Annotated in this window: 26 protein-coding genes and 1 tRNA gene; 19 read left to right on the top strand and 8 right to left on the bottom strand. The window is 68.8% G+C overall.

What is annotated here, in order from left to right:
• Positions 1 to 100: 100 nt before the first annotated feature.
• A complete protein-coding gene (locus ACU5AX_RS15615; RefSeq protein ID WP_446691726.1) occupies positions 101 to 403 on the bottom strand; it encodes a chorismate mutase in 303 nt (100 codons plus the stop codon).
• Between the two features lie 201 nt (positions 404 to 604).
• Here ACU5AX_RS15615 and rpsD point away from each other — a divergent pair, with 201 nt between their 5' ends.
• From rpsD to ACU5AX_RS15575, 8 genes are all read left to right on the top strand, one after another.
• The gene (gene rpsD, locus ACU5AX_RS15610) at positions 605 to 1,219 is read left to right on the top strand and encodes a 30S ribosomal protein S4 (protein ID WP_198354233.1); all 615 of its coding nucleotides are present in this window, start codon (positions 605 to 607) and stop codon (positions 1,217 to 1,219) included.
• Between the two features lie 224 nt (positions 1,220 to 1,443).
• Positions 1,444 to 3,081, top strand: a complete 1,638-nt coding sequence (locus ACU5AX_RS15605) for a M28 family metallopeptidase (protein WP_446691918.1) — start codon at positions 1,444 to 1,446, stop codon at positions 3,079 to 3,081.
• Positions 3,078 to 4,046, top strand: coding sequence for an agmatine deiminase family protein (locus ACU5AX_RS15600; protein WP_446691725.1), 969 nt, complete (start codon positions 3,078 to 3,080; stop codon positions 4,044 to 4,046). The genes ACU5AX_RS15605 and ACU5AX_RS15600 overlap by 4 nt, the downstream gene beginning before the upstream one ends.
• Positions 4,047 to 4,160: 114 nt before the next feature.
• Positions 4,161 to 5,120, top strand: a complete 960-nt coding sequence (locus ACU5AX_RS15595; protein WP_446691724.1) for a hypothetical protein — start codon at positions 4,161 to 4,163, stop codon at positions 5,118 to 5,120.
• A gap of 19 nt (positions 5,121 to 5,139) precedes the next feature.
• The gene (locus ACU5AX_RS15590) at positions 5,140 to 5,490 is read left to right on the top strand and encodes a DUF3147 family protein (protein ID WP_446691723.1); all 351 of its coding nucleotides are present in this window, start codon (positions 5,140 to 5,142) and stop codon (positions 5,488 to 5,490) included.
• 8 nt (positions 5,491 to 5,498) lie between these two features.
• Positions 5,499 to 6,359, top strand: coding sequence for an N-carbamoylputrescine amidase (aguB, locus tag ACU5AX_RS15585; RefSeq protein ID WP_446691722.1), 861 nt, complete (start codon positions 5,499 to 5,501; stop codon positions 6,357 to 6,359).
• Positions 6,356 to 7,189 (top strand): hypothetical protein, encoded by an 834-nt coding sequence (locus ACU5AX_RS15580; protein ID WP_446691721.1) that lies wholly within the window; start codon positions 6,356 to 6,358, stop codon positions 7,187 to 7,189. The genes aguB and ACU5AX_RS15580 overlap by 4 nt, the downstream gene beginning before the upstream one ends.
• A 12-nt stretch (positions 7,190 to 7,201) precedes the next feature.
• Positions 7,202 to 8,026, top strand: a complete 825-nt coding sequence (locus tag ACU5AX_RS15575; protein ID WP_446691720.1) for a hypothetical protein — start codon at positions 7,202 to 7,204, stop codon at positions 8,024 to 8,026.
• Here ACU5AX_RS15575 and ACU5AX_RS15570 read toward each other — a convergent pair.
• Positions 8,023 to 8,700: a uracil-DNA glycosylase gene (locus tag ACU5AX_RS15570; protein ID WP_446691719.1), complete on the bottom strand. Its 678-nt coding sequence runs from the start codon at positions 8,698 to 8,700 to the stop codon at positions 8,023 to 8,025. The two genes, ACU5AX_RS15575 and ACU5AX_RS15570, sit on opposite strands and share 4 nt — an antisense overlap.
• Positions 8,701 to 8,723: 23 nt before the next feature.
• On the opposite strand from ACU5AX_RS15570, the gene folK reads away from it, so the two are divergent.
• The 3 genes from folK to ACU5AX_RS15555 all read left to right on the top strand — a co-directional run bounded on the left by folK (position 8,724) and on the right by ACU5AX_RS15555 (position 9,960).
• Positions 8,724 to 9,200, top strand: a complete 477-nt coding sequence (folK, locus tag ACU5AX_RS15565; RefSeq protein WP_446691718.1) for a 2-amino-4-hydroxy-6-hydroxymethyldihydropteridine diphosphokinase — start codon at positions 8,724 to 8,726, stop codon at positions 9,198 to 9,200.
• 22 nt (positions 9,201 to 9,222) lie between these two features.
• A tRNA-Lys gene (locus ACU5AX_RS15560) sits at positions 9,223 to 9,298 on the top strand.
• Positions 9,299 to 9,378: 80 nt separating this feature from the next.
• Positions 9,379 to 9,960 carry a phosphatase PAP2 family protein gene (locus ACU5AX_RS15555; RefSeq protein ID WP_446691717.1) on the top strand — a complete coding sequence of 194 codons (582 nt, stop codon included), beginning with the start codon at positions 9,379 to 9,381 and terminating at the stop codon, positions 9,958 to 9,960.
• On the opposite strand, the gene galE is transcribed toward ACU5AX_RS15555, so the two are convergent.
• The gene (gene galE / locus ACU5AX_RS15550) at positions 9,957 to 10,952 is read right to left on the bottom strand and encodes a UDP-glucose 4-epimerase GalE (protein ID WP_446691716.1); all 996 of its coding nucleotides are present in this window, start codon (positions 10,950 to 10,952) and stop codon (positions 9,957 to 9,959) included. The genes ACU5AX_RS15555 and galE overlap by 4 nt on opposite strands.
• Before the next feature lie 69 nt (positions 10,953 to 11,021).
• On the opposite strand from galE, the gene msrA reads away from it, so the two are divergent.
• Entirely contained in the window at positions 11,022 to 11,564 is a 543-nt protein-coding gene (msrA, locus tag ACU5AX_RS15545) for a peptide-methionine (S)-S-oxide reductase MsrA (protein ID WP_446691715.1), read from the top strand.
• A 244-nt stretch (positions 11,565 to 11,808) separates the two neighbouring features.
• Here msrA and ACU5AX_RS15540 read toward each other — a convergent pair whose 3' ends face one another.
• Positions 11,809 to 12,732, bottom strand: coding sequence for an L-threonylcarbamoyladenylate synthase (locus ACU5AX_RS15540; RefSeq protein WP_446691714.1), 924 nt, complete (start codon positions 12,730 to 12,732; stop codon positions 11,809 to 11,811).
• A gap of 38 nt (positions 12,733 to 12,770) precedes the next feature.
• On the opposite strand from ACU5AX_RS15540, the gene ACU5AX_RS15535 reads away from it, so the two are divergent.
• Both ACU5AX_RS15535 and ACU5AX_RS15530 read left to right on the top strand, forming a co-directional pair.
• Entirely contained in the window at positions 12,771 to 14,474 is a 1,704-nt protein-coding gene (locus ACU5AX_RS15535) for an acyl-CoA dehydrogenase family protein (RefSeq protein ID WP_446691713.1), read from the top strand.
• A gap of 207 nt (positions 14,475 to 14,681) precedes the next feature.
• A complete protein-coding gene (locus ACU5AX_RS15530) occupies positions 14,682 to 15,512 on the top strand; it encodes an arylamine N-acetyltransferase family protein (RefSeq protein ID WP_446691712.1) in 831 nt (276 codons plus the stop codon).
• Positions 15,513 to 15,872: 360 nt separating this feature from the next.
• Here ACU5AX_RS15530 and ACU5AX_RS15525 read toward each other — a convergent pair whose 3' ends face one another.
• Positions 15,873 to 16,229 carry a GntR family transcriptional regulator gene (locus tag ACU5AX_RS15525; protein ID WP_446691711.1) on the bottom strand — a complete coding sequence of 119 codons (357 nt, stop codon included), beginning with the start codon at positions 16,227 to 16,229 and terminating at the stop codon, positions 15,873 to 15,875.
• A 54-nt stretch (positions 16,230 to 16,283) separates the two neighbouring features.
• Entirely contained in the window at positions 16,284 to 16,862 is a 579-nt protein-coding gene (locus ACU5AX_RS15520; RefSeq protein WP_446691710.1) for a nitroreductase family protein, read from the bottom strand.
• A gap of 220 nt (positions 16,863 to 17,082) precedes the next feature.
• Here ACU5AX_RS15520 and ACU5AX_RS15515 point away from each other — a divergent pair, with 220 nt between their 5' ends.
• Entirely contained in the window at positions 17,083 to 18,681 is a 1,599-nt protein-coding gene (locus tag ACU5AX_RS15515) for a peptide MFS transporter (RefSeq protein WP_446691709.1), read from the top strand.
• A gap of 45 nt (positions 18,682 to 18,726) precedes the next feature.
• Here the strand turns inward: ACU5AX_RS15515 and ACU5AX_RS15510 are convergent, their stop codons facing one another.
• Positions 18,727 to 19,719 (bottom strand): aldo/keto reductase, encoded by a 993-nt coding sequence (locus ACU5AX_RS15510; RefSeq protein WP_446691708.1) that lies wholly within the window; start codon positions 19,717 to 19,719, stop codon positions 18,727 to 18,729.
• Positions 19,697 to 20,950 carry a dicarboxylate/amino acid:cation symporter gene (locus ACU5AX_RS15505; RefSeq protein ID WP_446691707.1) on the bottom strand — a complete coding sequence of 418 codons (1,254 nt, stop codon included), beginning with the start codon at positions 20,948 to 20,950 and terminating at the stop codon, positions 19,697 to 19,699. Before ACU5AX_RS15505 ends, ACU5AX_RS15510 begins: the two co-directional genes overlap by 23 nt.
• 60 nt (positions 20,951 to 21,010) lie before the next feature.
• Here ACU5AX_RS15505 and glmM point away from each other — a divergent pair, with 60 nt between their 5' ends.
• From glmM to rnhB, 4 genes are all read left to right on the top strand, one after another.
• Complete coding sequence (gene glmM / locus ACU5AX_RS15500; RefSeq protein WP_446691706.1) at positions 21,011 to 22,354, top strand: phosphoglucosamine mutase; 1,344 nt, start codon at positions 21,011 to 21,013, stop codon at positions 22,352 to 22,354.
• Positions 22,354 to 22,578, top strand: coding sequence for a DUF1272 domain-containing protein (locus ACU5AX_RS15495; RefSeq protein WP_446691705.1), 225 nt, complete (start codon positions 22,354 to 22,356; stop codon positions 22,576 to 22,578). The genes glmM and ACU5AX_RS15495 overlap by 1 nt, the downstream gene beginning before the upstream one ends.
• A 513-nt stretch (positions 22,579 to 23,091) precedes the next feature.
• Complete coding sequence (gene thiD / locus ACU5AX_RS15490; protein ID WP_446691704.1) at positions 23,092 to 23,871, top strand: bifunctional hydroxymethylpyrimidine kinase/phosphomethylpyrimidine kinase; 780 nt, start codon at positions 23,092 to 23,094, stop codon at positions 23,869 to 23,871.
• Positions 23,859 to 24,473 (top strand): ribonuclease HII, encoded by a 615-nt coding sequence (gene rnhB, locus ACU5AX_RS15485; protein ID WP_198354252.1) that lies wholly within the window; start codon positions 23,859 to 23,861, stop codon positions 24,471 to 24,473. The genes thiD and rnhB overlap by 13 nt, the downstream gene beginning before the upstream one ends.
• Positions 24,474 to 24,519: the final 46 nt, after the last annotated feature.

Below are 24,519 nucleotides of genomic sequence, written 5' to 3'. Positions count from 1 at the left end.
CGCAACGCCCCTAAGGAATCGCCACCTCGGCGTTTCTGGATTCCCGCCTGCGCGGGAATGACAACGATGGCGCAGGCATGGCCCCCTCCGGTCGATCGACCTAGCGCCGGTCGAACGCCGCCAGCTCGTACGCGATCGACGCCTCGACCAGCGTCTCCCACAGATCGCCGACCGCATCCTCGGGCACGCCGAGCCGCACCGCCTCGACGCGCGCGTTGGCGATCACCTGCGCCTTCCTCGCCTCGTCGCGGACATGGCCCCGCGCCGGCTTGATCCGCGCCGCCGCGTCCATATAGGCGAAGCGGCGCGCCAGCAGCGCGACCAGTTCGCGGTCGAGCGCGTCGACGCCGGCGCGGACCTCGGTCATGGTGGTGCAATCGGGGCCGGCGAGGATCGTCGTCATGCGCTGCGCTGTGCCGGGCCAGCCTGCGCCTGTCCAGCTTGACTTGCGCGCCCCCGCCCGCTAGGCGGCCGCCTTCGCAACCGCCCCCGCATCCCGGTGAAGCGGCGGGCCTGCCCTCTCCAGAGACCAGCAGAGCGATACCGGGACCACCCCCATGCCCGTGCGGCGTGGGATACGTCATTGTTGTTGCAAGGAATATCTATGTCGAAGCGTGCAAGCGCCAAGTACAAGCTCGACCGGCGCATGGGCGAGAACATCTGGGGCCGCCCGAAGAGCCCGGTCAACAAGCGCGAATACGGCCCCGGTCAGCATGGCCAGCGCCGCAAGGGCAAGGTGTCGGACTTCGGCATCCAGCTGCGCGCCAAGCAGAAGCTCAAGGGCTATTACGGCGACGTCACCGAGAAGCAGTTCAAGGCGTCGTACATCGAGGCCGCCCGCATGAAGGGCGACACCGGTCAGAACCTGATCGGCCTGCTCGAGCAGCGCCTCGACATGATCGTCTATCGCGCCAAGTTCGCGCCGACGATCTTCGCCGCGCGGCAGCTGGTCAGCCATGGCCACATCCGCGTCAACGGCGTGAAGTGCAACGTCGCGTCGCGCCGCTGCTACGTCGGCGACGAGATCACGCTGGGCAAGAAGGCGCAGGAAATGGCGCTGGTGCTCGAGGCGCAGGGCCTCGCCGAGCGTGACGTGCCCGATTACGTCGCCGCCGACGGCACGGCCAAGGTCACCTTCGTGCGTGTGCCGACGCTCGACGAAGTGCCCTATCCGGTGAAGATGGAGCCGAACCTGGTCGTCGAGTTCTACTCGCGCTAAGTCGAGCGGAGCGAGACCGGCCGGCGGGCTTTGCCCGTGCGACGTCGCGGCTTTGCCGTGACGCCAGCCGAACCGAACACAAGAGGGCGGTCCCGCGGGGCCGCCCTGTTTCGTTGCGACGCCGCCGCATCCACCCTGCACGGTGACGGCGCTCTCGCCACCGTGGACAAGCCGTCCTCCCCGCGCCAAAAGGCAGCGCATACTGCCCCAAACCGGAGCCCATGATGCGTCGCCTGCTTCTCGCCGCTCTTCTCTCTGCTGCGGCCGCGCCCGCCGTCGCGCAGACCGCCCCCCAGATCTCCGTCGATACGATGAAGGAGGTCACCAAGACCCTGTCGTCCGACGCCTTCGAAGGGCGCGCGCCGGGCAGCGCCGGCGAGACCAAGACGCTCGCCTATCTGCAGGAACAGTTCCAGAAGGCGGGGCTGAAGCCCGGCAACAAGGGCCGCTGGCTGCAGGACGTGCCGCTGGTCGAGATCACCGCCAAGAACGTCTCGGCCCTGACCTTCACCGGCGGCAAGACCCCGCTGAGCCTCGCTTATGGTCCCGACATGGTGGTCGGCACCTATCGCGTCACGCCGCATATCGACGTGAAGGACAGCGACGTCGTCTTCGCCGGCTATGGCATCGTCGCGCCCGAAAAGGGCTGGAACGATTATGCCGGCCTCGACGTGAAGGGGAAGACGGTGATCGTCCTGATCAACGATCCCGACTGGCAGACCAAGGATCTGAACGGTCCGTTCAACGGCCGCGCGATGACCTATTACGGGCGGTGGACCTACAAATATGAGGAAGCGGCGCGGCAGGGCGCGGCGGCGGTGATCATCGTCCACCAGACCGAACCCGCCGCCTATGGCTGGAACGTCGTCCGGTCGAGCAACACCGGCGCCGCGCACGTCGCCGATGCCACCGATGGCCATATGCACGACACGGCGGCGCACGGCTGGATGCAACTCGACAAGGCGCGCGCGCTGTTCGCCAGCGCCGGCAAGGATTTCGACCAGCTCGCCGCCGCCGCCAGGGTCAAGGGGTTCCGCCCGGTGCCGCTCGGCGTGAAGGCGTCGGTGTCGTTCGACAACACGATCAGCAAGCAGATCTCGCACAACGTCGTCGGCATCCTGCCGGGGCGCGAGGCGCCGAACGAATATGTGCTGCTGTCGGCGCATTGGGATCACCTCGGCCATTGCACGCCGGTTAACGGCGACGGCATCTGCAACGGCGCGGTCGATAATGCCGACGGCACTGCGGCGCTGGTCGCACTGGCGCAGGCCAACGCCAAGGCGGGCCCGGCGCGGCGATCGATGGTGTTCGTCGCGCTGACCGCGGAGGAATCGGGGCTGCTCGGCTCGGCCTATTATGGCGACAATCCGATCTACCCGCTCAGCCAGACGGTCGGCGGTGCCAATATGGATGCGCTCGGCATGTACGGCCCGGCCAAGGACGTGATCGTCGTCGGCGGCGGCAAGTCGGAATTGGACGGCTACCTCAACGCCGCGCTGAAGCGGCAGGGCCGCTATGCGACGCCGGAGCCGACGCCGGAAAAGGGCTTCTACTATCGCTCCGACCATTTCAGCCTGGCCAAGCACGGCGTGCCGATGGTCTATTTCGAGACCGGCCAGGACTTGGTCACCGGCGGCCGCGCCGCGGGCGAGGCGGCGGCCAAGGATTATGAGGAGCATCGCTACCACGCGCCGCAGGACGAATATGATCCCAAATGGGATTGGCGCGGGGTCGAGCAGGACGTGCAGCTCTATTACATGATCGCCCGCGATCTGGCGGACGGCACGGCTTGGCCGAACTGGGTGCCGGGTGACGAATTCCGCGCCATCCGCGACAAGAGCCGCGCCGGGGCCGCCCGATGAGCCTGCCGACCCCGCCCGCCGAATGGGCGCCGCACCGGGCGGTGTGGATCGGCTTCCCCTCGCACCCGGAACTGTGGGTCGAGGATCTGGAGCCGGCGCGTCGTGAGGTCGTCGCCTTCGCCCGCGCCGTCCATGCCGATGGCCGCGGCGAGCAGGTGATCCTGGTCGCCGCCGATGCCGAGGCCGGCGCGGCGGCGGAGGCGATGGCGTCCTTCGCCCAGGTCGTCGTCGAGCCGTTCGGCGACATCTGGCTGCGCGACACCGCGCCGATCCTGCTCGACAATGGCGAGGCGGCGGACTTCGACTTCAACGGCTGGGGCGGCAAATACGACCTGCCCGGCGACGACACGATCGGGCTGCGGCTCGGCCAGTCGATCGGCGCCAAGGTCGGCTATTGCAATTGGGTGCTCGAAGGCGGCGCGATCGACGGCGACGGCACCGGTACGGTGGTGACCACCGAGCAATGCCTGCTCAATGCCAACCGCAACCCGACGATGACCAAGGCCGATATCGAGGCGCGGCTGCGCGACGATCTGGGCTTCACCAAGGTGGTGTGGCTCGGCGACGGGCTGCTCGGCGACCATACCGACGGCCATGTCGACAATCTCGCCCGCTTCGTCGGCGAGAATCGCGTGGCGCTGCCGCGGGCGGCGGAGAACGACCCGAACTGGCAGGTCTATCAGCATGCCGAGCGCGACCTGCGCAACGCGGGGCTGGACGTCGTGCTGATCCCCTCGCCGGGCCGCATCCTGCGCGACGAGGAGGTCGTGCCGGCGAGCTACATGAACTTCTACATCGGCAATGCCGCGGTGGTCGTGCCGCTCTACGGCAGCGACAATGACCAGGCGGCGGTGCGGGCGATCCAGGCGATCTTCCCCGACCGCGAGGTGGTGGGCCTCCGCGCCGACCATATCCTGACCGGCGGCGGCAGCTTCCATTGCATCAGCCAGCAGATCCCGGCGTGATGGACCTGCATCCACATCGGCCATAACAATCGGGGAGCGTCAGGAGGACGGGCGATGGTGGCGACGACGGCGAGGCTCGGAGGGGACGATCGGCGTAGCCGGATAGCCGGCAGCGTGCTGCCGATTGCGGCGATCTTGGCGATGGCGCTGGCGGTGCGGACTGCACCGGCGCTCGCCTATCCACGGGTCGCGGCGTTGTTGTTCGTCTGGATCGCCTGCGATGCGCTGACGCTGGGGCTGCTGGCGCAGCGCCGGCGGCCCTTGCCGCGTCAGGTCGTCGCCACGCTCGCCGGCGGCGCCGTCGCGGCGTGGCTGCTCTCCCCCGCACCCTTGCGCGCTGCGGTCGTGGCGATGCCGTGGCTCGCCGCTGCGATGGTGCTGGTCGTGGTGCTGCATGCCGGCGTCCGCCTGGCGCGGGTGGGCGCGCAAGTGCCGCACGCCGATCTGCGCCGGGCGGCGGGCTGGCGCCTGCTGCTGGGCGAGGTCCTGCCGCCGCCGGTCGTTCGCCTGCTGGTGGCGGAGGTGGGGCTGTTGCACCTCGCGGTGTTCCGCTGGCGATCGCCCGCCGACGTGCCGCCGGACGCGCGCGGCTTTGCCTATCACCGACAGCTCGCGCCGATGATGATCGTGATGGCGACGCTGTCCGTGATCGAGATCGGCGTGACCCATCTGGTCGTGTCACATTTTAGCGCGCGGGCGGCGATGATCCTGGCGGTGATCGGCGGGCTGTCGTTGCTCTATCTTGTCGGCGTCATCAGATCGCTGCGCCTGCGCCCGGTGCTGCTGACACCAACCGGCATCCACCTGCGCGTCGGCACTTTGGCCGACCGCGTGATCGCGATCGAGGAGATTGCGGCGATCGAGGCGGAGCCCGCCGGCGACCGCGTCCGTGCGCGCGACACGCTCAACGTTGGCCTCCTCGCCTGGCCAAACCTGTTGCTGCGGCTGCGCGAGCCGGTGCCGCGCCGTGGCCTGTTCGGACCGAAGCCGCCGATCGCCGCCATCGCGTTTCGCCTCGACGATCCCGCGCCGTTCGTTCGCCTGATCCGCTGGCGGCTGAGCGCCGTGGGATGACACGGTCCCGCCCGATCCGGTGCTGGCGCTGATCGTCCGCGCCATGCTGTCCGGCGTGATCGTCGCGCTGGTCGCGTTGATCGCGCGGCGCAGCCCGGCGGCGGGGGCGCTGGTCGCCTCGCTGCCGCTGGTGTCGGTCCTCGGCATGATCTGGCTGTGGCACGACACGCGCGATCCGGTCCGCCTCGCCGATCATGCGCAGGCGACTGTGTGGTACGTGCTGCCGTCGCTGCCGATGTTTCTGCTGATTCCGGCGCTGCTGCGCCACGGTGTCGGCTTCTGGAGCGCGCTGGGCGCGGGTTGCGCCGTCACATTCCTGCTCTATCTCGCCACGGTTGCGATCGCCGCGCGATTCGGCGTCACTCTCTAGGATCGGCCATGACTGCAATCACCGTCGCCGCGCTGCAGCTCGGCTTCTCGAACGATATCGACGCGAACATCGCCAATGTGTCGCGCCTCGTCCGCGAGGCGCATGCGCAGGGCGCGCAGGTCATCCTGCCGCCGGAATTGTTCGAGGGCGAATATTTCTGCCGGGTCGAGGACGAGGGCCTGTTCGCCAATGCCGCCCCGACGCAAGAGCACAAGGCGGTGCTGGCGATGCAGGCGCTGGCCCAGGAACTCGGCGTCACCATCCCGACCAGCTTCTTCGAGGCGGACGGGCCGCATTATTACAACAGCCTGGCGATGATTGGCCCCGACGGCGGCGTGCAGGGCGTCTATCGCAAGAGCCACATCCCCGATGGTCCGGGCTATGAGGAGAAATTCTACTTCCGCCCCGGCAACACCGGCTTCAAGGTCTGGCCGGCGCCCCAGGATGCGCCGGGCTGGAAGCTGGGCGTCGGCGTCTGCTGGGACCAATGGTATCCGGAAACCGCGCGCGCGCTGATGCTGATGGGGGCCGAACTGCTGTTCTACCCGACCGCGATCGGCAGCGAGCCGCACGACACCAGCCTCGACACCGCGCGGCTATGGCGGCGGGCGATGATCGGCCATGCGGTCAGCAACGTCGTGCCGGTCGTCGCCGCCAATCGGGTCGGCACCGAACACGACCAGACTTTCTACGGCACCAGCTTTATCGTCGACGAACGCGGCGACGTTCTGGCCGAACTGGACCGGGAGGAGGAAGGTGTCATCGTCGCCACGCTTGATCTCGCTAGAATAAAGCGGCATCGTGCCGCCTTTGGTTTCTTTCGGGATCGGCGTCCTGAACTGTACGGGCGGCTGGTGGAGGATATATGATCGTTGCGGGACTAATATTCGCGCTGGCGATACAGGCGGTCCCGCAGCAGACGACATCGTCCCCCGCCACTTCAGCGACCCAGCAGAACGCTCCGAAATCCGACGACATCGTCGTTACGGGCTTGCCCGACCTCGACGATCCCAAGTCCGCGGTGACGCATCGTACGCTGAGCAGCGGTAAAATCGGCGGCGGCCCGCAACAGAGTGCCGCCGTCTTCGCGCTGGCCGAGCGCTTTACGAAATGCGCGATCACGCCCGGCATGCGCGACATGTCCGATCTCAGGGCCGCGATCGATGGCGTCATCAACAGCCCGCGCCAGTCGTTCGGCCAGACCCAATTCGTCAAAAAGCACTCGACCTGCGCGCAGGACGTGTTTGCGGCCCAACATTTCGGGAATGCGGCAGCTGCCGGCGGCTATGATTCGAGCTATTACGATCGTGGCGCGATGACCTTGCGTATTGTGCAATTGTTCAGCCCCGATCTGACACTGACCAAGGATCAGACCGCGGACGCCGATGTTCAGGCGCGCTTCAATCTGCGTGAAATCCCTCTAGCCAAGTTTCGCCTGCCAACCGACCGGCGCTTCTTTGAAATGGCGATCTGCCAGGTTCGGCAGGCCCCCGAACTGTCGGTGCGGTTGATCAAGGCCAACGGCTATGACGAGATCACCCGCACCGAGGCGGCGATCGTCAACGCGACGCCGGACTGCACCGGCCACGCGAAAAAGGTGTTCTTCGATTTCGCGCAATTCCGCTTCTACATCGCCGACGCGGTCTATCGATGGGCAGTGGCGGCCAAGGGGGTCGACACGCTGATCCCAACCGCTTGAGGGTGATCGACGATGCTGACCCTGACCCTGTTGATGCTCGCGCAGGCCGGCTCGCCCGCCACCTCGGCCGCGCAGGTCAAATCGCCGGGCGCCACGGCAAAGCCGTCGGACGATATCGTCGTGACCGGCGTGACCGACATCGACGATCCCAAATCCATGGTGACCCAACGAACGCTTGGTAGCATGCGGACGGGCAAGGGTGCGCCCAGCAGCGGTGCCGTCTTCGCTATTGCGGAGCGCTTCACGCACTGCGCGATGCGAGCGGGAAGGGACGATTACGGCGATCTGCGCGCCGCTCTGGACGGGGTCATCAACAGTACGCGCCAGTCCTTTGGCCAGAGCCAATACATCCAGAAGCACGCCACCTGCGCCCAGGACAGCTTCGGGGCACTGCATTTCGGTCGAGCATCCAACAGCTTTTTCTACGACACCAGCTATTATGATCGCGGCGCGATGTTTCTTCGGGCGATTGCGGTGTTCGCACCCGGTTTGACCCTCACCACAGCGCAAACCGCGGATGCGGATGTGCAGGCGCGTTTCAATCTCCGCGAAAACGAACTCGCTAAATTCCGGCTTCCAGCCGACCGCCGATATTTCGAGATGGCCGTGTGCCAGGTGCGCTTGCAGCCAGTCTTGGCACTGCAACTCATCCGGTCGGGAGCCTACAAGGAGATCAGGCGGCTGGAGGCGAATATCGTCAACGCCACGCCGATTTGTACGAGCAACGCCAAGCACGTCTATTTCGATGGTTTCCAGTTCCGCTTCTACATCGCCGACGCGGTCTATCGATGGGCGGTGGCGGCCAAGGGGGTCGATTCACTGATCCCTAAGTCCTAAGCCCTGAGCGCCAGCGCCCGCGCGAAGATCGCTTCGAACATCGCCGGCGTCAGCCGGCCGGTGTTCTGGTTGTAGCGCGAGCAATGATAGCTATCGATCACGATCCGTCCGTCGGGCAGGCGATGCTCGGCGCCATGGGCGAAACGGGCCTTGGGCAGCTTGCCGCCCAGCGCCTTGATCACCGATTGATGCGCGATCTGGCCGAGCGCCACCACCACCCGCACCGCGGGCAGGGCGGCGAGTTCCGCCTCCAGGAAGGGGCGGCAGGTGCGGATCTCGTCGGGCGTCGGCTTGTTCTCGGGCGGCAGGCATTTGACCGCGTTGAGGATGATCGCGCCGTTCAGCGCCAGCGCTTCGTCCGCCTTGCCGGTATAGCTGCCCTCCGCCAGGCCCGCCGCAATCAGCGTATCGTAGAGCAACGGGCCGGACCGGTCGCCGGTGAACGGGCGGCCGGTGCGGTTGGCCCCCTGCCGCCCCGGTGCGAGGCCGACGATCGCCAGCCAGGCGGCCGGGTCGCCGAAGGCGGGGACGGGCGCATTCCACCATTGCGGCAGTTCGGCACGCAGTTCCTCGCGGACCGCGACCAAGCGTGGGCAGAGCGGGCAGTCGCGCGGCGGCTCGATCGCGAGCAGGGGCGCGCCAGGCAGCGTCGGCGGCATGATTTCCAAAGACATGGCAACCGCGTTAGGGCGAGCGCGTGGCGACGACAATCTATGCGATCGGCCTCGGCTCCAATCGGCGCGGCCGGCACGGCGATCCGGCGGCGGAGGTGCGCGCGGCGCTGGCGGCGATCGGCGGCGTGGTCGCCGCCTCGCCGGTGATCGCGACGCCGCCGCTCGGCCCGTCGATCCGCCGCTTCGCCAATGCGGCCGCGCTGATCGCGAGCGCCGAGACACCGCCGCAATTGCTGGCGCGGCTGAAGCGGATCGAGGCGGCGTTCGGCCGCCGCCGCGGCCGGCGCTGGGGCGCGCGGGTGATCGACCTCGACATCCTGCTCTGGTCGGGCGGGCGCTGGCACGCCCGCGACCTGACGGTGCCGCACGCCGCGATGCGCGAGCGGGCCTTCGTGCTGCGCCCCCTGCTGCATATCGCGCCGTCTTGGCGCGATCCGGTCAGCGGCCGAACGCTGCGTCAACTTGCCGCGAGGATTGACCGGCGGCGTCCGCGCGCCTAGGCCGCCCACTCGCCGATGGCAGGGGTCCGTAGCTCAGTTGGTAGAGCAAGCGACTTTTAATCGAGAGGTCCCGGGTTCGAGTCCCGGCGGACCCACCATCGGTGCCGAACCGCCCGCGCCGCGGCGGCTGCCGTCCCTGCTCGCCGGCTTCGCGGCGATCGCCGCCGGTCTCGCCCTGATGCTCGCCGGCGCCTATGCCACCGGCCGCTGGCCTTTCGCCTTCGATCGCGCGATCCTGGTCGGCATGCGCGCCTGGCATGGCCCCGCCTGGCTGCCGAAGGTCGCGGGGGACGTCACCGCGCTCGGCGGCGGGGTGGTGCTGACCATCGTCGTCGTCGCCGTCACCGGCCTGCTGCTCGTGCAGCGGCTGTGGCTGACCGCTCTGGCGGTGGCGGCGGCCAGCCTGTCGGCAGGGGTAATGGTCGACCTGATCAAGGGCTTCGCGGTGCGGGCGCGCCCCGAGCTGGTGCCGCACTTGGTTGACGTCACCGGTTACAGCTTCCCGAGCGGCCATGCCGCGTCGAGCGCCTGCATCTACCTGACGCTCGCCGCGCTGGGCGGCCAGGTGACGCCGTCGCGCGCCACCCGCCGTTACCTGCTCATCGTCGCGGTCATCCTGGTCGGCGCGATCGGCACCAGCCGCGTCTATCTTGGCGTGCACTGGCCCAGCGACGTGATCGCCGGCTGGAGTTTCGGCACCCTATGGGCGCTGGGCTGGTGGCTCGCCACTGCCGGCGCGCGGCGCGCGATGCGCGACTAGCCGCGCTCCGCCAGCTTGCGCTCCCAGGCGAGCGCGTCCTGCACGATCGTGTCGAGATCATCACGCTGCGGTCGCCACGGCAGCGTCGCGAGGATCGCGGCATTGTCGGCGACCAGTTCCGCCGGATCGCCGGCGCGACGCCCCTCCAGCCGGCGCTCGATCGTGCGGTTGGTGACCCGGTCGATCGCGTCGAGCACCTCGAGCACCGAGAAACCGCGGCCATAGCCGCAGTTCAGCACATGGCTTTCGTCCGGCCGCTCGACCAGCAATTCCAGCGCCGCGACATGCGCGGCGGCTAGATCGCTGACGTGGATGTAATCGCGCACGCCGGTGCCGTCGCGGGTCGGAAAGTCGGTGCCGTAGACGCCGACATGGCCACGCTTGCCGGTCGCCGCCTCGACTGCGATCTTGATCAGATGCGTGGCGCCGACGGTCGACTGGCCGGTCCGGCCCTGCGGATCGGCGCCCGCGACGTTGAAATAGCGCAGCGCGCAATAGTTGATGGGATGGGCGGCGGCGACGTCGCGGAGCATGAACTCCGTCATCAGCTTCGACATGCCATAGGGATTGATCGGCGCCTTCGGATCGCCCTCTGCGACGGGGACCTTCTCGGGCGTACCATAGGTCGCGGCGGTCGAGGAGAAGATGAAGTGCGGCACGCCGCATGCCACCGCGCTCTCCAGCAAGTCGCGCGTCGCCGCGGTGTTGTTGCGATAATATTTGAGCGGGTCGCTGACCGATTCCGGCACCACCACCGAGCCGGCGAAATGCATGATCGCACGGACCCGGTGGTCGCGGATGACGTCGCGCAGCGCCGGGTCGGCGACGTTCATCGTCACCAGCGTGGCCCGCGGATCGACGGCCCAATCGAAGCCGGTGACCAGATTGTCGACCACGACCACGTCATAGCCTGCATCGCACAGCGCCAGCACGGCATGGCTGCCGATATAGCCGGCACCGCCCGTCACCATCACCTTGCCGTCGATCGCCATCTGGTCGGTCCCCTGTCGTACGTTGCGCCGCGGTAGCGGCATCCTATCTTGGACGCAAAGGAGACTATCATGACGGACTATGCGACGCTGGCCGGCGGCTGCTTCTGGTGCACCGAGGCGGTGTTCAGGGACGTGATCGGCGTCGAGAGCGTCGAGAGCGGCTACATCGGCGGTTCGGTGCCCAATCCGACCTATAAGCAGGTCTGCGGCGGTGATACCGGCCATGCGGAGGCGATCCGCGTCGGCTTCGATCCGGCGCAGATCAGCTATGCCGAACTGCTCGACATCTTCTTCGCGACGCACGATCCGACGCAGCTCAACCGCCAGGGCAATGACGTGGGCACGCAATATCGCTCGGCGATCTTCCCGGCCGACGAGGCCCAGGCGGCCGAAGCGCGCGCCGCGATCGAGCGGGCTGGCGAGACGACGGGGCGGATCGTCACCACCATCGAACCGATGGCGGAATGGTATCCCGCCGAAGGCTATCACCAGGATTATTGGGAAACCTCGGGGCGATCCAACCCCTATTGCATGGCGGTGATCCCGCCCAAGCTGCAGAAGCTCCGCAAGAGCTTCCAGGCGCGGTCCAAGGCGGCCACCGTCGGCGCGTGATGATCGAGAGGCCGTCCTTCGGGGCGGCCTTTTTCACGCGGAGGCGCGGAGATGTGGCGCTGGCGGCGCCACCGGCTCGCAACACCCCGCGCCTTCCGCGCCCTCCGCGTGAGACAATTCGCGCGAAGCCGCGAAGCCGCGAAGATGTGGTGGCCGCGGACGGGTGGCTCATCCTCGCGATGATCGAAGGCGGCTGTGCCGCGGGTGACATCTTCGCGGCTTCGCGTCTTCGCGTGAACCAAATCTACCGATGCGCGGCGCGCGTCAGCCGGTCGTTGATCGCCTCGCCCAGACCGTCCGCGGGGATCGGTGCCACTGCGATGCTGCGGGCGTCGCTGGCGTCCGCGCGATGCAGCGCGTCGAACAACCGCGCAGCGGCCTCCACCACGTCGCCGCGCGCCGACAGCGTTTCATCCCCCGGAATCGCGCCGAAGCCGATCAGCCACTCGTCGCCCTCCGGCGCGAGCGCGTTCAGGCGCAGTGGCTTGGCCGGGGCGTAATGCGTCTTGAGCTGGCCCGGCGCGATCACCGCGCCGTCTTCGGCCCGCCGCTCCACCGCGAAGGGCAGGTCGGCGATGGCGATCGGACCGGGGCGCAGCAGCGTACGACCCGCGATGATCGTCGATTCCAGCCCCGCCTCGGTCGGCCCGTCGTCGAGGATCAGGCCGATCCGGTCGCCCAGGCTGGCGGCGACATGCGCGGCGCGGGTCGGGCTGATGCCGTTGCTGGCATTGGCGGATGGCGCGGCCAGCGGCCGTCCGCTCGTCGCCAGCACCGCCTGCATCGCACGGTGGCGCGGCACGCGCAGCCCGATCGTCGGCAGTCCGGCGGTGACCAGCCCGGCGATCGCCGCGCCGTCGCGCAGCGGCAGCACCAGCGTCAGCGGCCCCGGCCAGAACATCGCCGCCAGCATCCGCGCGTCGGCGTCGAACACCGCCAGCGCCTCCGCCGCCGCCAGATCCGCAACATGGACGATCAGCGGGTTGAAGCTCGGCCGGCCCTTGGCGGCATAGATGCGCGCCACCGCCTGCGCATCGGTGGCATCGGCCGCGAGGCCATAGACCGTCTCGGTCGGCAGGGCGACCGGCTCGCCGGCGGTGATTCGCGCAGCTACCTCGGCGACCGCGGCCATGCCGTAGCGTAAGATGCGCGGTTTTGAATCGGCCATGTTCCAGGCCTATAAACGGCGGGTCCAAGGAGAGAAACATGACCTTCCGCCCCGCCGTCGCCGACCAGCGTTTCGTGCTGGAGCACGTCGTCCAGATCGATCAGCTCGCTGCGACCGAGCGGTTCGCCGCGGCGAGCCCCGACGTCGTCGATGCGGTGCTGGAGGGCGTCGGCCAGTTCGCCGCGGGCGAATGGGCGCCGCTCAACCGCGAAGGCGACACGGTCGGCGCGACCTGGACGCCCGACGGTGTCCACATGCCGGCGAGCTTCATCAAGGCGTACCACGATTATGTCGAGGGTGGCTGGGGCACGATCGGCGTGCCGGAGGAATGGGGCGGGCAGGGGCTGCCCTTCGCGATCCAGACCGCGGTGCTCGACACGCTGGGCTCCGCCAACATGGGCTTCGCCCTCTGCCCGACGCTGACCGTCGGCGCGATCGAGGCGCTGATCCATCACGGCACGCCGGAACAGCAGGCGACCTATCTGCCGCATCTCGCCACCGGCGCCTGGACGGGCACGATGAACCTGACGGAGCCACAGGCGGGCAGCGACGTCGGCGCGCTGCGCGCCACCGCAACGCCGCTGGGGGACGGCAAATGGTCGATCAAGGGTACGAAGATCTTCATCTCGTTCGGCGACCACGACATGGCTGACAATATCGTCCACCTCGTCCTCGCCCGTACACCGGATTCACCCGCCGGTACGCGCGGCATCAGCCTGTTCCTGGTCCCCAAGTTCCGGCTGAACGACGACGGCACGCCGGGCGCGTTCAACGACGTCCGCGTCGTGTCGATCGAGCACAAGATGGGCCTGCACGCCTCGCCGACCTGCGTGCTGTCGTTCGGCGACCATGACGAGTGCGTCGGCGAGCTGATCGGGCCGGAGCATGGCGGCATGCGGGCGATGTTCACGATGATGAACAACGCCCGCCTCAACGTCGGCCTGCAGGGCGTGCAGGTCGCCGAGGGCGCGACGCAGAAGGCGGTCGGCTATGCGCTGGAGCGCGTCCAGGGTGCACGCGCCGGCGCGCCGTCGCGGATCGCCGAACATCCCGACGTGCGCCGCATGCTGCTGCGCATGACCGCGCAGACCCAGGCGGCGCGCGCCCTGGTCTATTATGCCGCCGGTCAGGTCGACCGCGCCGCGCTCGGCGATGCGGCGGCCCGCAACCGGCTGGAGATCGTCACCCCCCTCGCCAAGGCGCACGGCACCGACATCGGCAACGAGGTCGCCAGCATCGGCGTACAGGTGCATGGCGGCATGGGCTTCGTCGAGGAGACCGGCGCCGCGCAATATTTCCGCGATGCGCGGATCACACCGATCTACGAGGGCACCAACGGCATCCAGGCCGCCGATCTCGTCGGACGCAAGCTCGCCCTAGACAACGGCGGCGCCTTCGCGGCGCTCGTCGCCGACATCCGGGCGGAGGCGCAGCACGACGATCTGATCGCGCTGGTCGATGCCTGCGAGCAGATCGGCCGCCGCCTCGCCACCGCCGACGCCGACGACAAACTGGCGGCGAGCTATCCCTTCCTCACCATGCTGTCGGTTGCGACCTGCGGCTGGCTGATGGAACGGCAGGGCCGGCTGGCGACGGGCGACGACCAGACGCAGGCGGTCAAGCGTGCCGCAGTGCGCTTCTACCTCGACCAGATCGTACCCGAAGCGCTGGGCCTGCGCGCCGCCGCGACGGCCAGCGCCGAGGTGCTCTACGCGGTGCCGGCCGAGGCGTTCGCGGCCTGACCGCGTCGACCCGGACGGGACTCCTCCTAGTCAACCGTCATCCCCCCGCAGGCGGGAATCCAGACCCGCGACGCTGCGGATGGAGCCGCGAGGCTCGCCAGTCTGGACCCCCGACCGCGTGGGGATGACGGTATGACGCGGATGCTCCCCGACCGCAGCAGGGCCCTCACCCTTGCCATCGACGGAAATCCCCTCGAATAGCCGGTCATGTTCGATCTCGACGCCTATCTCGCCCGCATCAACCTGCCCGCCCGCGTCACCCCCGATGCGGAGGGTCTCGGCCGCCTGCAGCGCGAGCATCGGCTCGCCATCCCGTTCGAGAATCTCGACGTCCGTCTCGGCCGCGGCATCGCGATCGACAGCGACGCGGTATTCGCCAAATTGGTGACCGGCAAGCGCGGCGGCTATTGCTTCGAACAGAACCGGCTGTTCCTCGACGCGCTGGCCGCGCTCGGCTTTGCGGCGCGGCCGTTGCTCGCCCGCGTCTGGCTGGGCATCGACGTGCAGCAGGGGCCGACGCCGCCGCGGACCCATACGCTCAGCCTGGTGTCGATCGACGGCCGCGACTGGATCGCCGACCCCGGCTTCGGCGGCAGCTATGCGCCGGTGATGCCGGTCGAGCCCGGCGCCGAAGTCGTCGCGCCCGACGGCGCCCGCTTCCGGCTCGATACCGATGAAGAACACGGTTGGATGCTGTACCGGGCCGGTGCGGCGGGGTCGACCGACGGGCGTGGCGCAGGGCCGGGCTGGCAGCCGCAATACAGCTTCACCACCGATTCGGTGGCGGCGGCCGATCTCGCTTTGTCGAACCACTGGACGTCGACCGCCCCGGACAGCCGCTTCACCCAGCTGACCATCGCCAGCATCGTGTTGCCGCACGGTCTCGCCGGCCTGACCGACCGCCGCTACCATCGCCGCGCCGGCGACGACGAGACCGCGGCGGAGATCACCGACCCGCGCGTCTATCGCATGCGGATGAGCCTGATGTTCGGCATCGACCTGACCAAGGATGAGGTGGAACGCCTCGGGCTGTTCTGAAGCCGGGCCATTCGTCCACCTGCGTCATTCCCGCGCAGGCGGGAATCCAGACGCGCAGTTCATCGCAAGGGCCGCAGTGTCAGCGTCTCTGGATCCCCGCCTTCGCGGGGATGACGGAACGGGGACCGAAGTGGGTTGGTGATGGCCTGGCGGAGGACGGAATACCGAACCGTCACAGACCGCAGCCGTCAACACAGCCGTCATTCCCGCGCAGGCGGGAATCCAGACGCGCAGGTCATCGCAAGGGCCGCAGCGTCAGCGTCTCTGGATCCCCGCCTACGCGGGGATGACGAAGGTGGAGGAGACGACGGCGCGGGGACGACGGCGTCAGGAAATCCGCACTGTCCGAGAAGAGCGTCCTCAGACCCGCTCGCGCTCCAGCAGGTCCTGCGCGTCGAGGCCGAGCAGATCGATATAGTCGCGGATGCGCGGCCATTGGTTGCGGACGAAATTGTCGCATTCCGCGCGCCGCAGCTTCTCCGCCGCGCCGGGCAGCACGAACATGCCGACGCCGCGCCGCACCTCGACATAGCCGTCGTCCTGGAAGCTCTGATAGGCCTTGGCGACGGTCAACGGATTGGCCCCATGTTCGGCGGCGAACGCCCGCACCGAGGGCAATTGGTCGCCGGTGCCATAGTCGCCGCGTAGGATTCCCGCCGCGATAGTGCCGCGTAGCCGGATATAGACCGGGCTGTCCTCGTTGCTGAGAGCTGTCATGCTGCTTTAATACAGCAAAAGCGGGAAAGGTCCAAGCTCAACCCGGCGATCAAATCACCCGTCCCAGCGTGAGACGATCTGCGCCAGCTCGGGGCGCGGCCGTTCGTCGAGCGGTCGCCGCGGCGTGCCGAGGAAAACGAAGCCGGCGATCTTTTCCGGCCCCGCGCCGAAGGCGTCGCGGACCCGCGGCGAGAAGGCCGCCCAGCCGGTCAGCCAGCCGCCCGCGAAGCCCATCGCATGGGCCGCGTGCAGCAGGTTCATCGTCGCCGCTCCGGCGGACAATTCCTGCTCCCATAGCGGGATCGGGCTGTCCGGCTTGGGCGAGGACAGGACGACGACCAGGGCGGGCGCCTGGCGCGCGAACTGATCGAGGCCGTCCAGCTCCTTCTGCGACGCCTCCGGCCGTTCGGCGCGGCAGGCATCGACCAGCAGCCGGGCGAACGCGTCACGCCGGTCGTCGCCGACGATGACGAAGCGCCAGGGCGCCAGCTTGCCATGGTCCGGCGTGCGCGCGGCGATGGCGAGGATGCGGTCGAGCTGCGCCGCATCCGGCCCGGGCGCGACGAGATCGCGTGGCTTGCCCGAACGGCGGGTGGCGAGGAGCGACAGCGGGGTGGAGGCGTCGTTGAACATGGGATTGCCATAGGACCGCTGCGTGCGGCAGACCACCCTCACCCTGTCGGTCGCTGCGCGACCTCTTCCCTCTCCCGTCGGGAGAGGGAGGGAGGCGCGTAGCGCCGGAAGGGTGAGGGTAAGCGCGGCACAGCCGTTTACACCTGCTCCCAAGCCGCTACGTTGCCGGCCCGAGAGGACGCCCGGACGGGCGCACACGGCACGGGAGCAGCTTCACCACATGGCAAGTACAGCAACGGCGGGAGGCGGCGTACCGGCCACCGCCAAGACCTTCCTGGGGCATCCGCGCGGGCTGTTCATGCTCTTCTTCGCAGAGCTGTGGGAGCGGTTTTCCTATTACGGGATGCGCGCCATCCTGGTCTTCTATCTGACCAAGCACTTCCTGTTCGGCGAACAACCGGCCTATGCGATCTATGGCGCCTATACGTCGCTGGTCTACATCACGCCGATCATCGGCGGCTATATCGCCGACAAGTACCTTGGACCGCGCAAGGCGGTGCTCGCCGGCGGCATCTTCATCACGCTCGGCCATCTGATGATCGCGCTGGTCGAGGGACCGGTGGGGCAGCAGGGCAGCGCGCTCAACGGCTTCTACCTCGCGCTGGCGCTGATCATCGTCGGCACCGGCTTCCTGAAGGCGAATATCTCGGTGCTGGTCGGCGCGCTCTACCGGCGTGACGACACGCGGCGCGACGGCGCCTTCTCGATCTTCTACATGGGCATCAACACCGGTGCCTTCGTCGGGCCGCTGCTCGTCGGCTATCTCGGCGAGCGGGTCGGCTGGTCGTGGGGCTTCGGCGCGGCGGGCATCGGCATGGCGCTGGGCCTGGTCGTCTTCGTGCTGTGCCGCGGCGCACTCTACGACGTCGGCGAGCCGCCGGTGCCGGCGGCGCTGAAGCAGCGTTCGCCGGTCGGCCTGTCGATCGAATGGGCGATCTATGCCGGCGCATTGGTGATGATCGCGCTGTGTTGGTGGCTGGTGCGCAGCCAGGGGGCGGTCGGCACGCTGCTGCTCGCCGCGGCGGCGCTGACCGTCGTCTACATCCTGCTGACCAGCTTCCGCCGCCTGCCGCCGGTCGAGCGGCACCGTATCTTCGCGGCGCTGTTCCTGATCGCGCTGTCGCCGCTGTTCTGGGCCCTGTTTGAACAGGCCGGCTCGTCGCTCAGCGTCTACACCGACCAGCAGGTCAACCGCACCGTCCTCGGCTTCGACATGCCAGCGTCGTGGTTCCAGTCGGTCAATTCCTTCTTCATCATCACGCTGGCGCCGCTGTTCGGCCTGTTGTGGACGGCGATGGGCAAGCGCGGCATCGAGCCCAGCGCGCCGTTCAAGTTCGGCGTCGGCCTGATCCTGGTCGGCGCGGGCTTCTTCGCGCTGATCCTCGGCGCGCCGGCGGCGGGGCTGACCCCGGCGATCTTCGTCATCCTGCTCTACATGCTGCACTCGATGGGCGAGCTGTGCTTCTCGCCGATCGGCCTGTCGTCGATGACGCGCCTGTCGGTGCCGAGCATGACCGGGCTGATGATGGGGACGTGGTTCCTCGCCACCGCGGCGGGCAATTTCATCGCCAGCCTGATCGCGCAGGCGACCGGCGGCGAGGGCGCCGGGCCGGACCGGGTGCTGGAGGTCTATGGCCGGATCGGCTGGTTCGCGATGGGCGTCGGCGTGGTGGTGCTGGTGCTCGCGCCGTTCGTGACCAAGCTGATGCACCTGGAACAGCTCGGCGAGCGGCCGGACCATGTCCTCGCCGGCGAGCCGCTCAACGCCGAGGCCGCCGCCTCGGGCATCGACACCCGCGGCGAACAGCGGGCGCATTGATCCTGCAATAGCCCCTCCCTTGAGGGGGAGGGGCTCCAAGTCTCGTTACAACCGCACCATCGCCATGGCGCGCTCACCGTAGCGCGGGCCCGCGGTGCCGCCGCGCGGCGCCGCCTCGTCCAATCGGCGAAGATCGTCCGCCGACAGCGTGACCTCGGCCGCCGCCATGCTGTCCTCCAGCGTCGCGCGGCGCTTCGATCCGGGGATCGGCACGATGTCGTCGCCCTGTGCCAGCAGCCACGCCAGCGCCACCTGCGCACCGCTGACGCCATGGTCCGCCGCGATCGCCTTGACCACCTCGACCATCTTCATGTTGGTGGCGAAATTCTCTTCCGAATAGCGCGGATCGTTGCGGCGATAGTCGCCCTCCGGCAGGTCGTCGCGGCTGGTGATCTGCCCGGTCAGGAAGCCACGGCCGAGCGGGCTGTACGGCACGAAGCCGATGCCGAGCTCGCGCGCCAGCGGCAGGATCTCGTCCTCCACCGTCCGCTCCCACAACGAATATTCCGATTGCAGCGCGGCGATCGGATGGACCTTGGCGGCGCGGCGCAGCGTCTCCGCCCCCGCCTCCGACAGGCCGAGGTGGCGGACCTTGCCCTCCTTCACCAGCTCGGCCATCGCGCCGACCGTCTCCTCGATCGGCACGTTGGAATCGACGCGATGCTGGTAGAACAGGTCGATCGTCTCGATGCCCAGCCGCTTGAGCGAGCCTTCGCAGGCGCGCCGCACGTTCGCCGGCGACGAATCCGTCCCCTCCATGCCATTGGCGCCGATCCGGAAGCCGAACTTAGTCGCGATCACCAGCGATTTGCGTTTGCCCGCGATCGCCCGGCCGAGCAGTTCCTCGTTGCGGTACGGGCCATAGACCTCGGCCGTGTCGAAGAAGGTCACGCCGAGGTCGATGGCGCGGTGGATCGTCGCGATGCTTTCGGCATCGTCGGCCTGGCCGTACATGCCGGCGCCGATCCCGGCCATCGGCATACAGCCGAGGCCCAGCGCCGACACCGTCAATCCGTCACCCAGCGTCCGTTGTTTCATGGGATATCTCCTTGTCCCGGCGCGCAACGCAACTGGTCACCGCGATATCCATGGTGACGTTGCCGACGGTGCGAAACAGGTCGGGTACGGTCTCCACTGCGACGAGCAGCCCCAGCGCCTCGATCGGCACGCCCATCGCGAAGGCGACGGGGGCGACGCTGGCGAAATAGCTGATCGTGCCGGGCAGCGAGACCGAGCCCATCGTCGTGATCGCCGCGGTGGCGATGCCGGCGGCGAGCTGGCCGGGGCCGATCGGCACGTCGAGCCAGCGGGCGACGTACAGCGCCACCGCCAGGTTCATCGCCGGGCTGGTCGCGCGGAAGATCGCCACCGCGATCGGCAGCACGATGCCCGCGGTGGCGGGGGCGACGCCGATCTCGCCGCTGCCCTTCAGCATCGCTGGCAGCGAGGCGAGCGAGGATTGGGTGCTGACCGCCACCGCCTGCGCCGGCGCGGCGGCGCGCGCGAACCGCCCGAACGGCACGCCGCCGCCGAGCCGGGCGAGCGGATAGCCGGCGAGCAGGACGAGCAATCCGATCGCCGAGACGCAGACGATGTAATGGATCAGCGCTCCGAATGCCGCGGCGCCGGTGCGCGCGCCGACGCCATAGGCGAGCGCGAACACGCCGATCGGGGCGAGCCGCAGCACCCAGCCGATGATCACCAGCATCGCGTCGGTGATCGCGCGGAAGAAGGACACGAGCAGCGCGCGCGGTTCCGGCTCCAGCCGGGTGATCGCGAAGGCGAAGGCGAGGGCGAAGACGGTGAGCGGCAGGAAGGCATCGGCCGCCGCCGCCGCGACGACGTTGGTCGGCACGATCGTGTCGAAGAAGTCGGCCAGTCCCGGCACCTTGCCGGGTGCGGCCGCGCCGGTCAGCGCCGCCCGCAGCGCTGCCGACCAGGCGTCGGGCAATGGCCAGGCGTCGAGGATCAGCGGCTCGATCACCGCCGCCATCAGCGTCGTCGACCACAGCACGACGACGAACAGCGCGACGCTGCGCCCCGCGATCCGCCCGGCGCGGGCGGCTTGCGCGGTGGCGGCGATGCCGGTGACGAGCAGCCCGACGATCAGCGGCACGATCACCATCTGCAGCGCGTGCAGCCATGCCGCGCCGAGCGGCTGCGTCACCTTGGTCGCGCTCAGCGCCGCGTCGCGATCGACGGCGACCGCGGCGATGCCGATCAGAATGCCCGCGAGCAGTGCCAGAAGGATACGGGTGGCTTGCGACATCTTTGTCCTTCGCGCAGACGGAGCGGCGTAAACGCCGCATAGCGAACGGGAAGGCTGCGCATGGCAAGGAAATATTTCGGCACCGACGGCATTCGCGGTGCGACCAACGCCGGTGCGATGACCGCGGCGATGGCGATGAAGGTGGGCATGGCGGCGGGCGCCTATTTCCAGCGTGGCGACCACAAGCATCGCGTGCTGATCGGCAAGGACACGCGCCTGTCGGGCTATATGCTCGAATCGGCGCTGGTCGCCGGCTTCACCAGCGTCGGCATGGACGTGGTGATGGTCGGCCCGCTGCCGACCCCGGCGGTGGCGCTGCTGACCCAGTCGATGCGCGCCGACATCGGCGTGATGATCTCCGCCAGCCACAATCCCTTCGCCGACAACGGCATCAAATTGTTCGGGCCGGACGGCTACAAATTGTCCGACGAGGCGGAGCTGACGATCGAAGGGTTGATCGACGGCGACGACATCCCGCTCGCCCCCTCGGCGCAGATCGGCCGCGCGCGGCGCATCGACGACGCGCAGGGCCGCTACATCCACTTCGCCAAATCGACCTTCCCGCGCGATCTCACGCTCGACGGCCTGCGCATCGTCATCGATTGCGCCAATGGTGCCGCCTACAAGGTCGCGCCGACGACGCTGTGGGAATTGGGGGCGGACATCGTCGCGATCGGCGTCACGCCCAACGGCACCAACATCAACGACGGCGTCGGCTCGACCGCGCCGCAGACGCTGTCCGAAACCGTGGTGGCGTCGGGCGCCGACATCGGCATCGCACTGGACGGCGATGCCGATCGACTGATCGTCGTCGACGAAAAGGGCCGGGTGGTCGACGGCGACCAGCTGATGGCGACGATCGCCGCCGGCTGGGCACGGGCGGGCCGCCTCGCCGGCGGCGGCCTCGTCGCGACGGTGATGTCGAACCTTGGCCTCGAACGGCATCTGAAAGCCCAGGGCCTGGGGCTGGTCCGCACCGCGGTCGGCGACCGCTACGTGCTCGAGAAGATGCGGAGCAGCGGCTACAATGTCGGCGGCGAGCAATCGGGCCACATCATCCTGTCCGACTATGCCACCACCGGTGACGGGTTGGTCGCCGCGCTGCAGGTACTGGCCGAGATCAAGCGCGCCGGCGCGCCGGCCAGCGAGGTGCTGCACCGCTTCGCGCCGCTGCCGCAATTGCTCAAGAACGTGCGGTTCGCCGGCGGCAAGCCGTTGGAGCATGACGACGTCAAGGCGGTGATCGCCGCGGCGGAGGCGGAACTCGCCGGCACCGGCCGCCTCGTCATCCGGCCGTCCGGCACCGAACCGGTGATCCGCGTCATGGCCGAGGGCGACGACGCGCGCCAGGTCGAGGCGGTGGTCGATCGCATCTGCGACGCGGTGCGCAAGGTGGCCGCCTGATGCTGGAGATGCGGCCCGACTGCGAACGCTGCGGCACCGACCTGCCGGCGGCGGCGCCCGGCGCGTTCATCTGTTCGATGGAATGCACCTTCTGCACCGAATGCGCCGATGCGATGGATGAGCTCTGCCCCAATTGCGGCGGCGAACTGCTCGATCGGCCGACGCGGACGGGCAAGACGCTGAAGGCCTATCCGGCCAGCACGGAGCGGCGTTTCGCGGGGTAAGGGCGGCATGGCCCTGGACTGTCATCCCCGCGTAGGCGGGGATCCAGACGCGCAGGCCTTACGGCTCTTTCACTAACGTCAGCGTCTCTGGATTCCCGCCTCCGCGGGAATGACGGGTGGGGGTGCCGCATACTTGTAACGCTGTCCTACACGCCCGCTTTCTGCCACTCTTGCCGCCATGCCCGATCGTTCCGTCCAGACCTTGCCGCCTCGTCGAGCCGCCAATCCTCCCCGGCACGGAGTATCGGGTCGGATCGTCCCCCGGACGATCCTTGAACATGCGGGGCATGTTCAACCCGATGCTGGGGACCAGCGAAGCTGGTGGAGGGGGCTTTCCGCAAGCGCTGTGCTGCGGGGCGGCCCCCCTCCGTCAGCGCGGGCGCGCTGCCACCTCCCCGCGAGCGGGGAGGATTTGCTCACCCACCCCGCACGAGTGCGACCTTTGCGACTTTCCGCGTCCCGGGCGGAGCGCGTAGAGGTGCGACCTTTGCGACCTTTGGGACCTTTCGCGGTATGATCCCCCGCGTTCTGATCATCGCCGGCTCCGATTCGGGCGGCGGCGCCGGCATCCAAGCCGACATCAAGACCGTCACGATGCTCGGCGGCCACGCCACCACCGCGATCACCGCGATCACCGCGCAGAACACCCTGGGGGTGCAGGCCGTGCAGGCCGTCCCGCCCGACATGGTGGTCGCGCAGATCGACAGCGTGCTGGCCGATCTCGGCACCGATGCGGTCAAGATCGGCATGATCGGCAGCGCCGAGACGGCCCATGCCGTCGCCGGCCGGCTCGAGCGGGTCGACGTGCCGATCGTCTTCGACCCGGTGATGATCGCCACCTCCGGCTCGGTGCTCGCCGACGCCGCAACGATCGCGGCCTTCGCCCGGCTGATGCGGATGGCGGCGGTCGTCACGCCCAATCTGCCCGAACTCGCCGCGCTGGGTGGCGAGGCGGCGGTCCGCGCACTCGGCCCGGCGCTGCTGGTGAAGGGCGGCCACGGCGACGGCGCGATCGTTGAGGACCGATTGGTCGACGCCGGCGGCGGCGAGACGGTCTGGACGCACCCACGCCGTGAGACGCGGCACAGCCACGGTACCGGCTGCACGCTGGCCAGCGGCATCGCCGCCGGGCTGGCCGCCGGCCTGGCACTCGCCGACGCGGTCGGGCGGGCCATCGCGTATACGCAGGCGGCGCTTGCCGCCGCGCCCGGCCTTGGGGCAGGGCACGGGCCGATGGGACATGCGCTGGGCGTCACGCCCTTTGCCCTGTGGGGAGCCGAATGCCGGGCCTGAAGCACGAGAAACTCTGCCTGCCGCCGGTGGCGGGGGTCGACGAGGCGGGGCGCGGGCCGCTCGCCGGACCGGTGGTCGCGGCCGCGGTGATCCTGCCGGCGCGCGGCGTGCCCCGCGGGCTCGACGATTCGAAGAAGCTGGCGCCAGCGGAGCGTGAGCGGCTCGCCGGGCTGATCCGCCAGCGTGCAGGCGTCGGCGTCGGCATCGTCGAGGCGGACGAGATCGACCGGCTCAACATCTATTGGGCGACGATGAAGGCGATGACGCTGGCGGTCGAGGCGCTCGGCTGCGAGCCCGGCCATGTGCTGGTCGACGGCAACCGCCTGCCGCGCTGGCGCTATGCGGCGACGGCGCTGGTCGGCGGCGACGCGCTGTCCGCCTCGATCGCCGCCGCCTCGATCGTCGCCAAGACGCTGCGCGATTCGATCATGTGCGACCATGCCGCCGCCCACCCGCATTATCATTGGCACAGCAACAAGGGCTATGGCTGCCCCAAGCATCTCGCCGCGCTGCGCGAACACGGCCCGTCGCCGCTCCACCGTCACAGTTTCGCGCCGGTCGCCCGCGCCGCGGACCTGTTTGCGCCGCGCGATGCGGCGTGAGGGGTGCGAAGTTGCGCCGCGCAACCGCATCGCTGGTGCGCTGAGT

This window comes from Sphingomonas benefaciens (genome assembly GCF_052907485.1).
Note: the sequence above shows the minus strand (reverse complement) of the source record. Positions and strands in the feature narration are given on the sequence as shown.

What these genes read in the sequence shown, in the direction of transcription:
- ACU5AX_RS15615 (WP_446691726.1), bottom strand. Translation starts at nt 403, where the DNA reads ATGACGACGATCCTCGCCGGCCCCGATTGCACCACCATGACCGAGGTC.
- rpsD (WP_198354233.1), top strand. Translation starts at nt 605, where the DNA reads ATGTCGAAGCGTGCAAGCGCCAAGTACAAGCTCGACCGGCGCATGGGC.
- ACU5AX_RS15605 (WP_446691918.1), top strand. Translation starts at nt 1,444, where the DNA reads ATGCGTCGCCTGCTTCTCGCCGCTCTTCTCTCTGCTGCGGCCGCGCCC.
- ACU5AX_RS15600 (WP_446691725.1), top strand. Translation starts at nt 3,078, where the DNA reads ATGAGCCTGCCGACCCCGCCCGCCGAATGGGCGCCGCACCGGGCGGTG.
- aguB (WP_446691722.1), top strand. Translation starts at nt 5,499, where the DNA reads ATGACTGCAATCACCGTCGCCGCGCTGCAGCTCGGCTTCTCGAACGAT.
- ACU5AX_RS15580 (WP_446691721.1), top strand. Translation starts at nt 6,356, where the DNA reads ATGATCGTTGCGGGACTAATATTCGCGCTGGCGATACAGGCGGTCCCG.
- ACU5AX_RS15575 (WP_446691720.1), top strand. Translation starts at nt 7,202, where the DNA reads ATGCTGACCCTGACCCTGTTGATGCTCGCGCAGGCCGGCTCGCCCGCC.
- ACU5AX_RS15570 (WP_446691719.1), bottom strand. Translation starts at nt 8,700, where the DNA reads ATGTCTTTGGAAATCATGCCGCCGACGCTGCCTGGCGCGCCCCTGCTC.
- ACU5AX_RS15555 (WP_446691717.1), top strand. Translation starts at nt 9,379, where the DNA reads ATGCTCGCCGGCGCCTATGCCACCGGCCGCTGGCCTTTCGCCTTCGAT.
- galE (WP_446691716.1), bottom strand. Translation starts at nt 10,952, where the DNA reads ATGGCGATCGACGGCAAGGTGATGGTGACGGGCGGTGCCGGCTATATC.
- msrA (WP_446691715.1), top strand. Translation starts at nt 11,022, where the DNA reads ATGACGGACTATGCGACGCTGGCCGGCGGCTGCTTCTGGTGCACCGAG.
- ACU5AX_RS15540 (WP_446691714.1), bottom strand. Translation starts at nt 12,732, where the DNA reads ATGGCCGATTCAAAACCGCGCATCTTACGCTACGGCATGGCCGCGGTC.
- ACU5AX_RS15535 (WP_446691713.1), top strand. Translation starts at nt 12,771, where the DNA reads ATGACCTTCCGCCCCGCCGTCGCCGACCAGCGTTTCGTGCTGGAGCAC.
- ACU5AX_RS15530 (WP_446691712.1), top strand. Translation starts at nt 14,682, where the DNA reads ATGTTCGATCTCGACGCCTATCTCGCCCGCATCAACCTGCCCGCCCGC.
- ACU5AX_RS15525 (WP_446691711.1), bottom strand. Translation starts at nt 16,229, where the DNA reads ATGACAGCTCTCAGCAACGAGGACAGCCCGGTCTATATCCGGCTACGC.
- ACU5AX_RS15520 (WP_446691710.1), bottom strand. Translation starts at nt 16,862, where the DNA reads ATGTTCAACGACGCCTCCACCCCGCTGTCGCTCCTCGCCACCCGCCGT.
- ACU5AX_RS15515 (WP_446691709.1), top strand. Translation starts at nt 17,083, where the DNA reads ATGGCAAGTACAGCAACGGCGGGAGGCGGCGTACCGGCCACCGCCAAG.
- ACU5AX_RS15510 (WP_446691708.1), bottom strand. Translation starts at nt 19,719, where the DNA reads ATGAAACAACGGACGCTGGGTGACGGATTGACGGTGTCGGCGCTGGGC.
- ACU5AX_RS15505 (WP_446691707.1), bottom strand. Translation starts at nt 20,950, where the DNA reads ATGTCGCAAGCCACCCGTATCCTTCTGGCACTGCTCGCGGGCATTCTG.
- glmM (WP_446691706.1), top strand. Translation starts at nt 21,011, where the DNA reads ATGGCAAGGAAATATTTCGGCACCGACGGCATTCGCGGTGCGACCAAC.
- ACU5AX_RS15495 (WP_446691705.1), top strand. Translation starts at nt 22,354, where the DNA reads ATGCTGGAGATGCGGCCCGACTGCGAACGCTGCGGCACCGACCTGCCG.
- thiD (WP_446691704.1), top strand. Translation starts at nt 23,092, where the DNA reads ATGATCCCCCGCGTTCTGATCATCGCCGGCTCCGATTCGGGCGGCGGC.
- rnhB (WP_198354252.1), top strand. Translation starts at nt 23,859, where the DNA reads ATGCCGGGCCTGAAGCACGAGAAACTCTGCCTGCCGCCGGTGGCGGGG.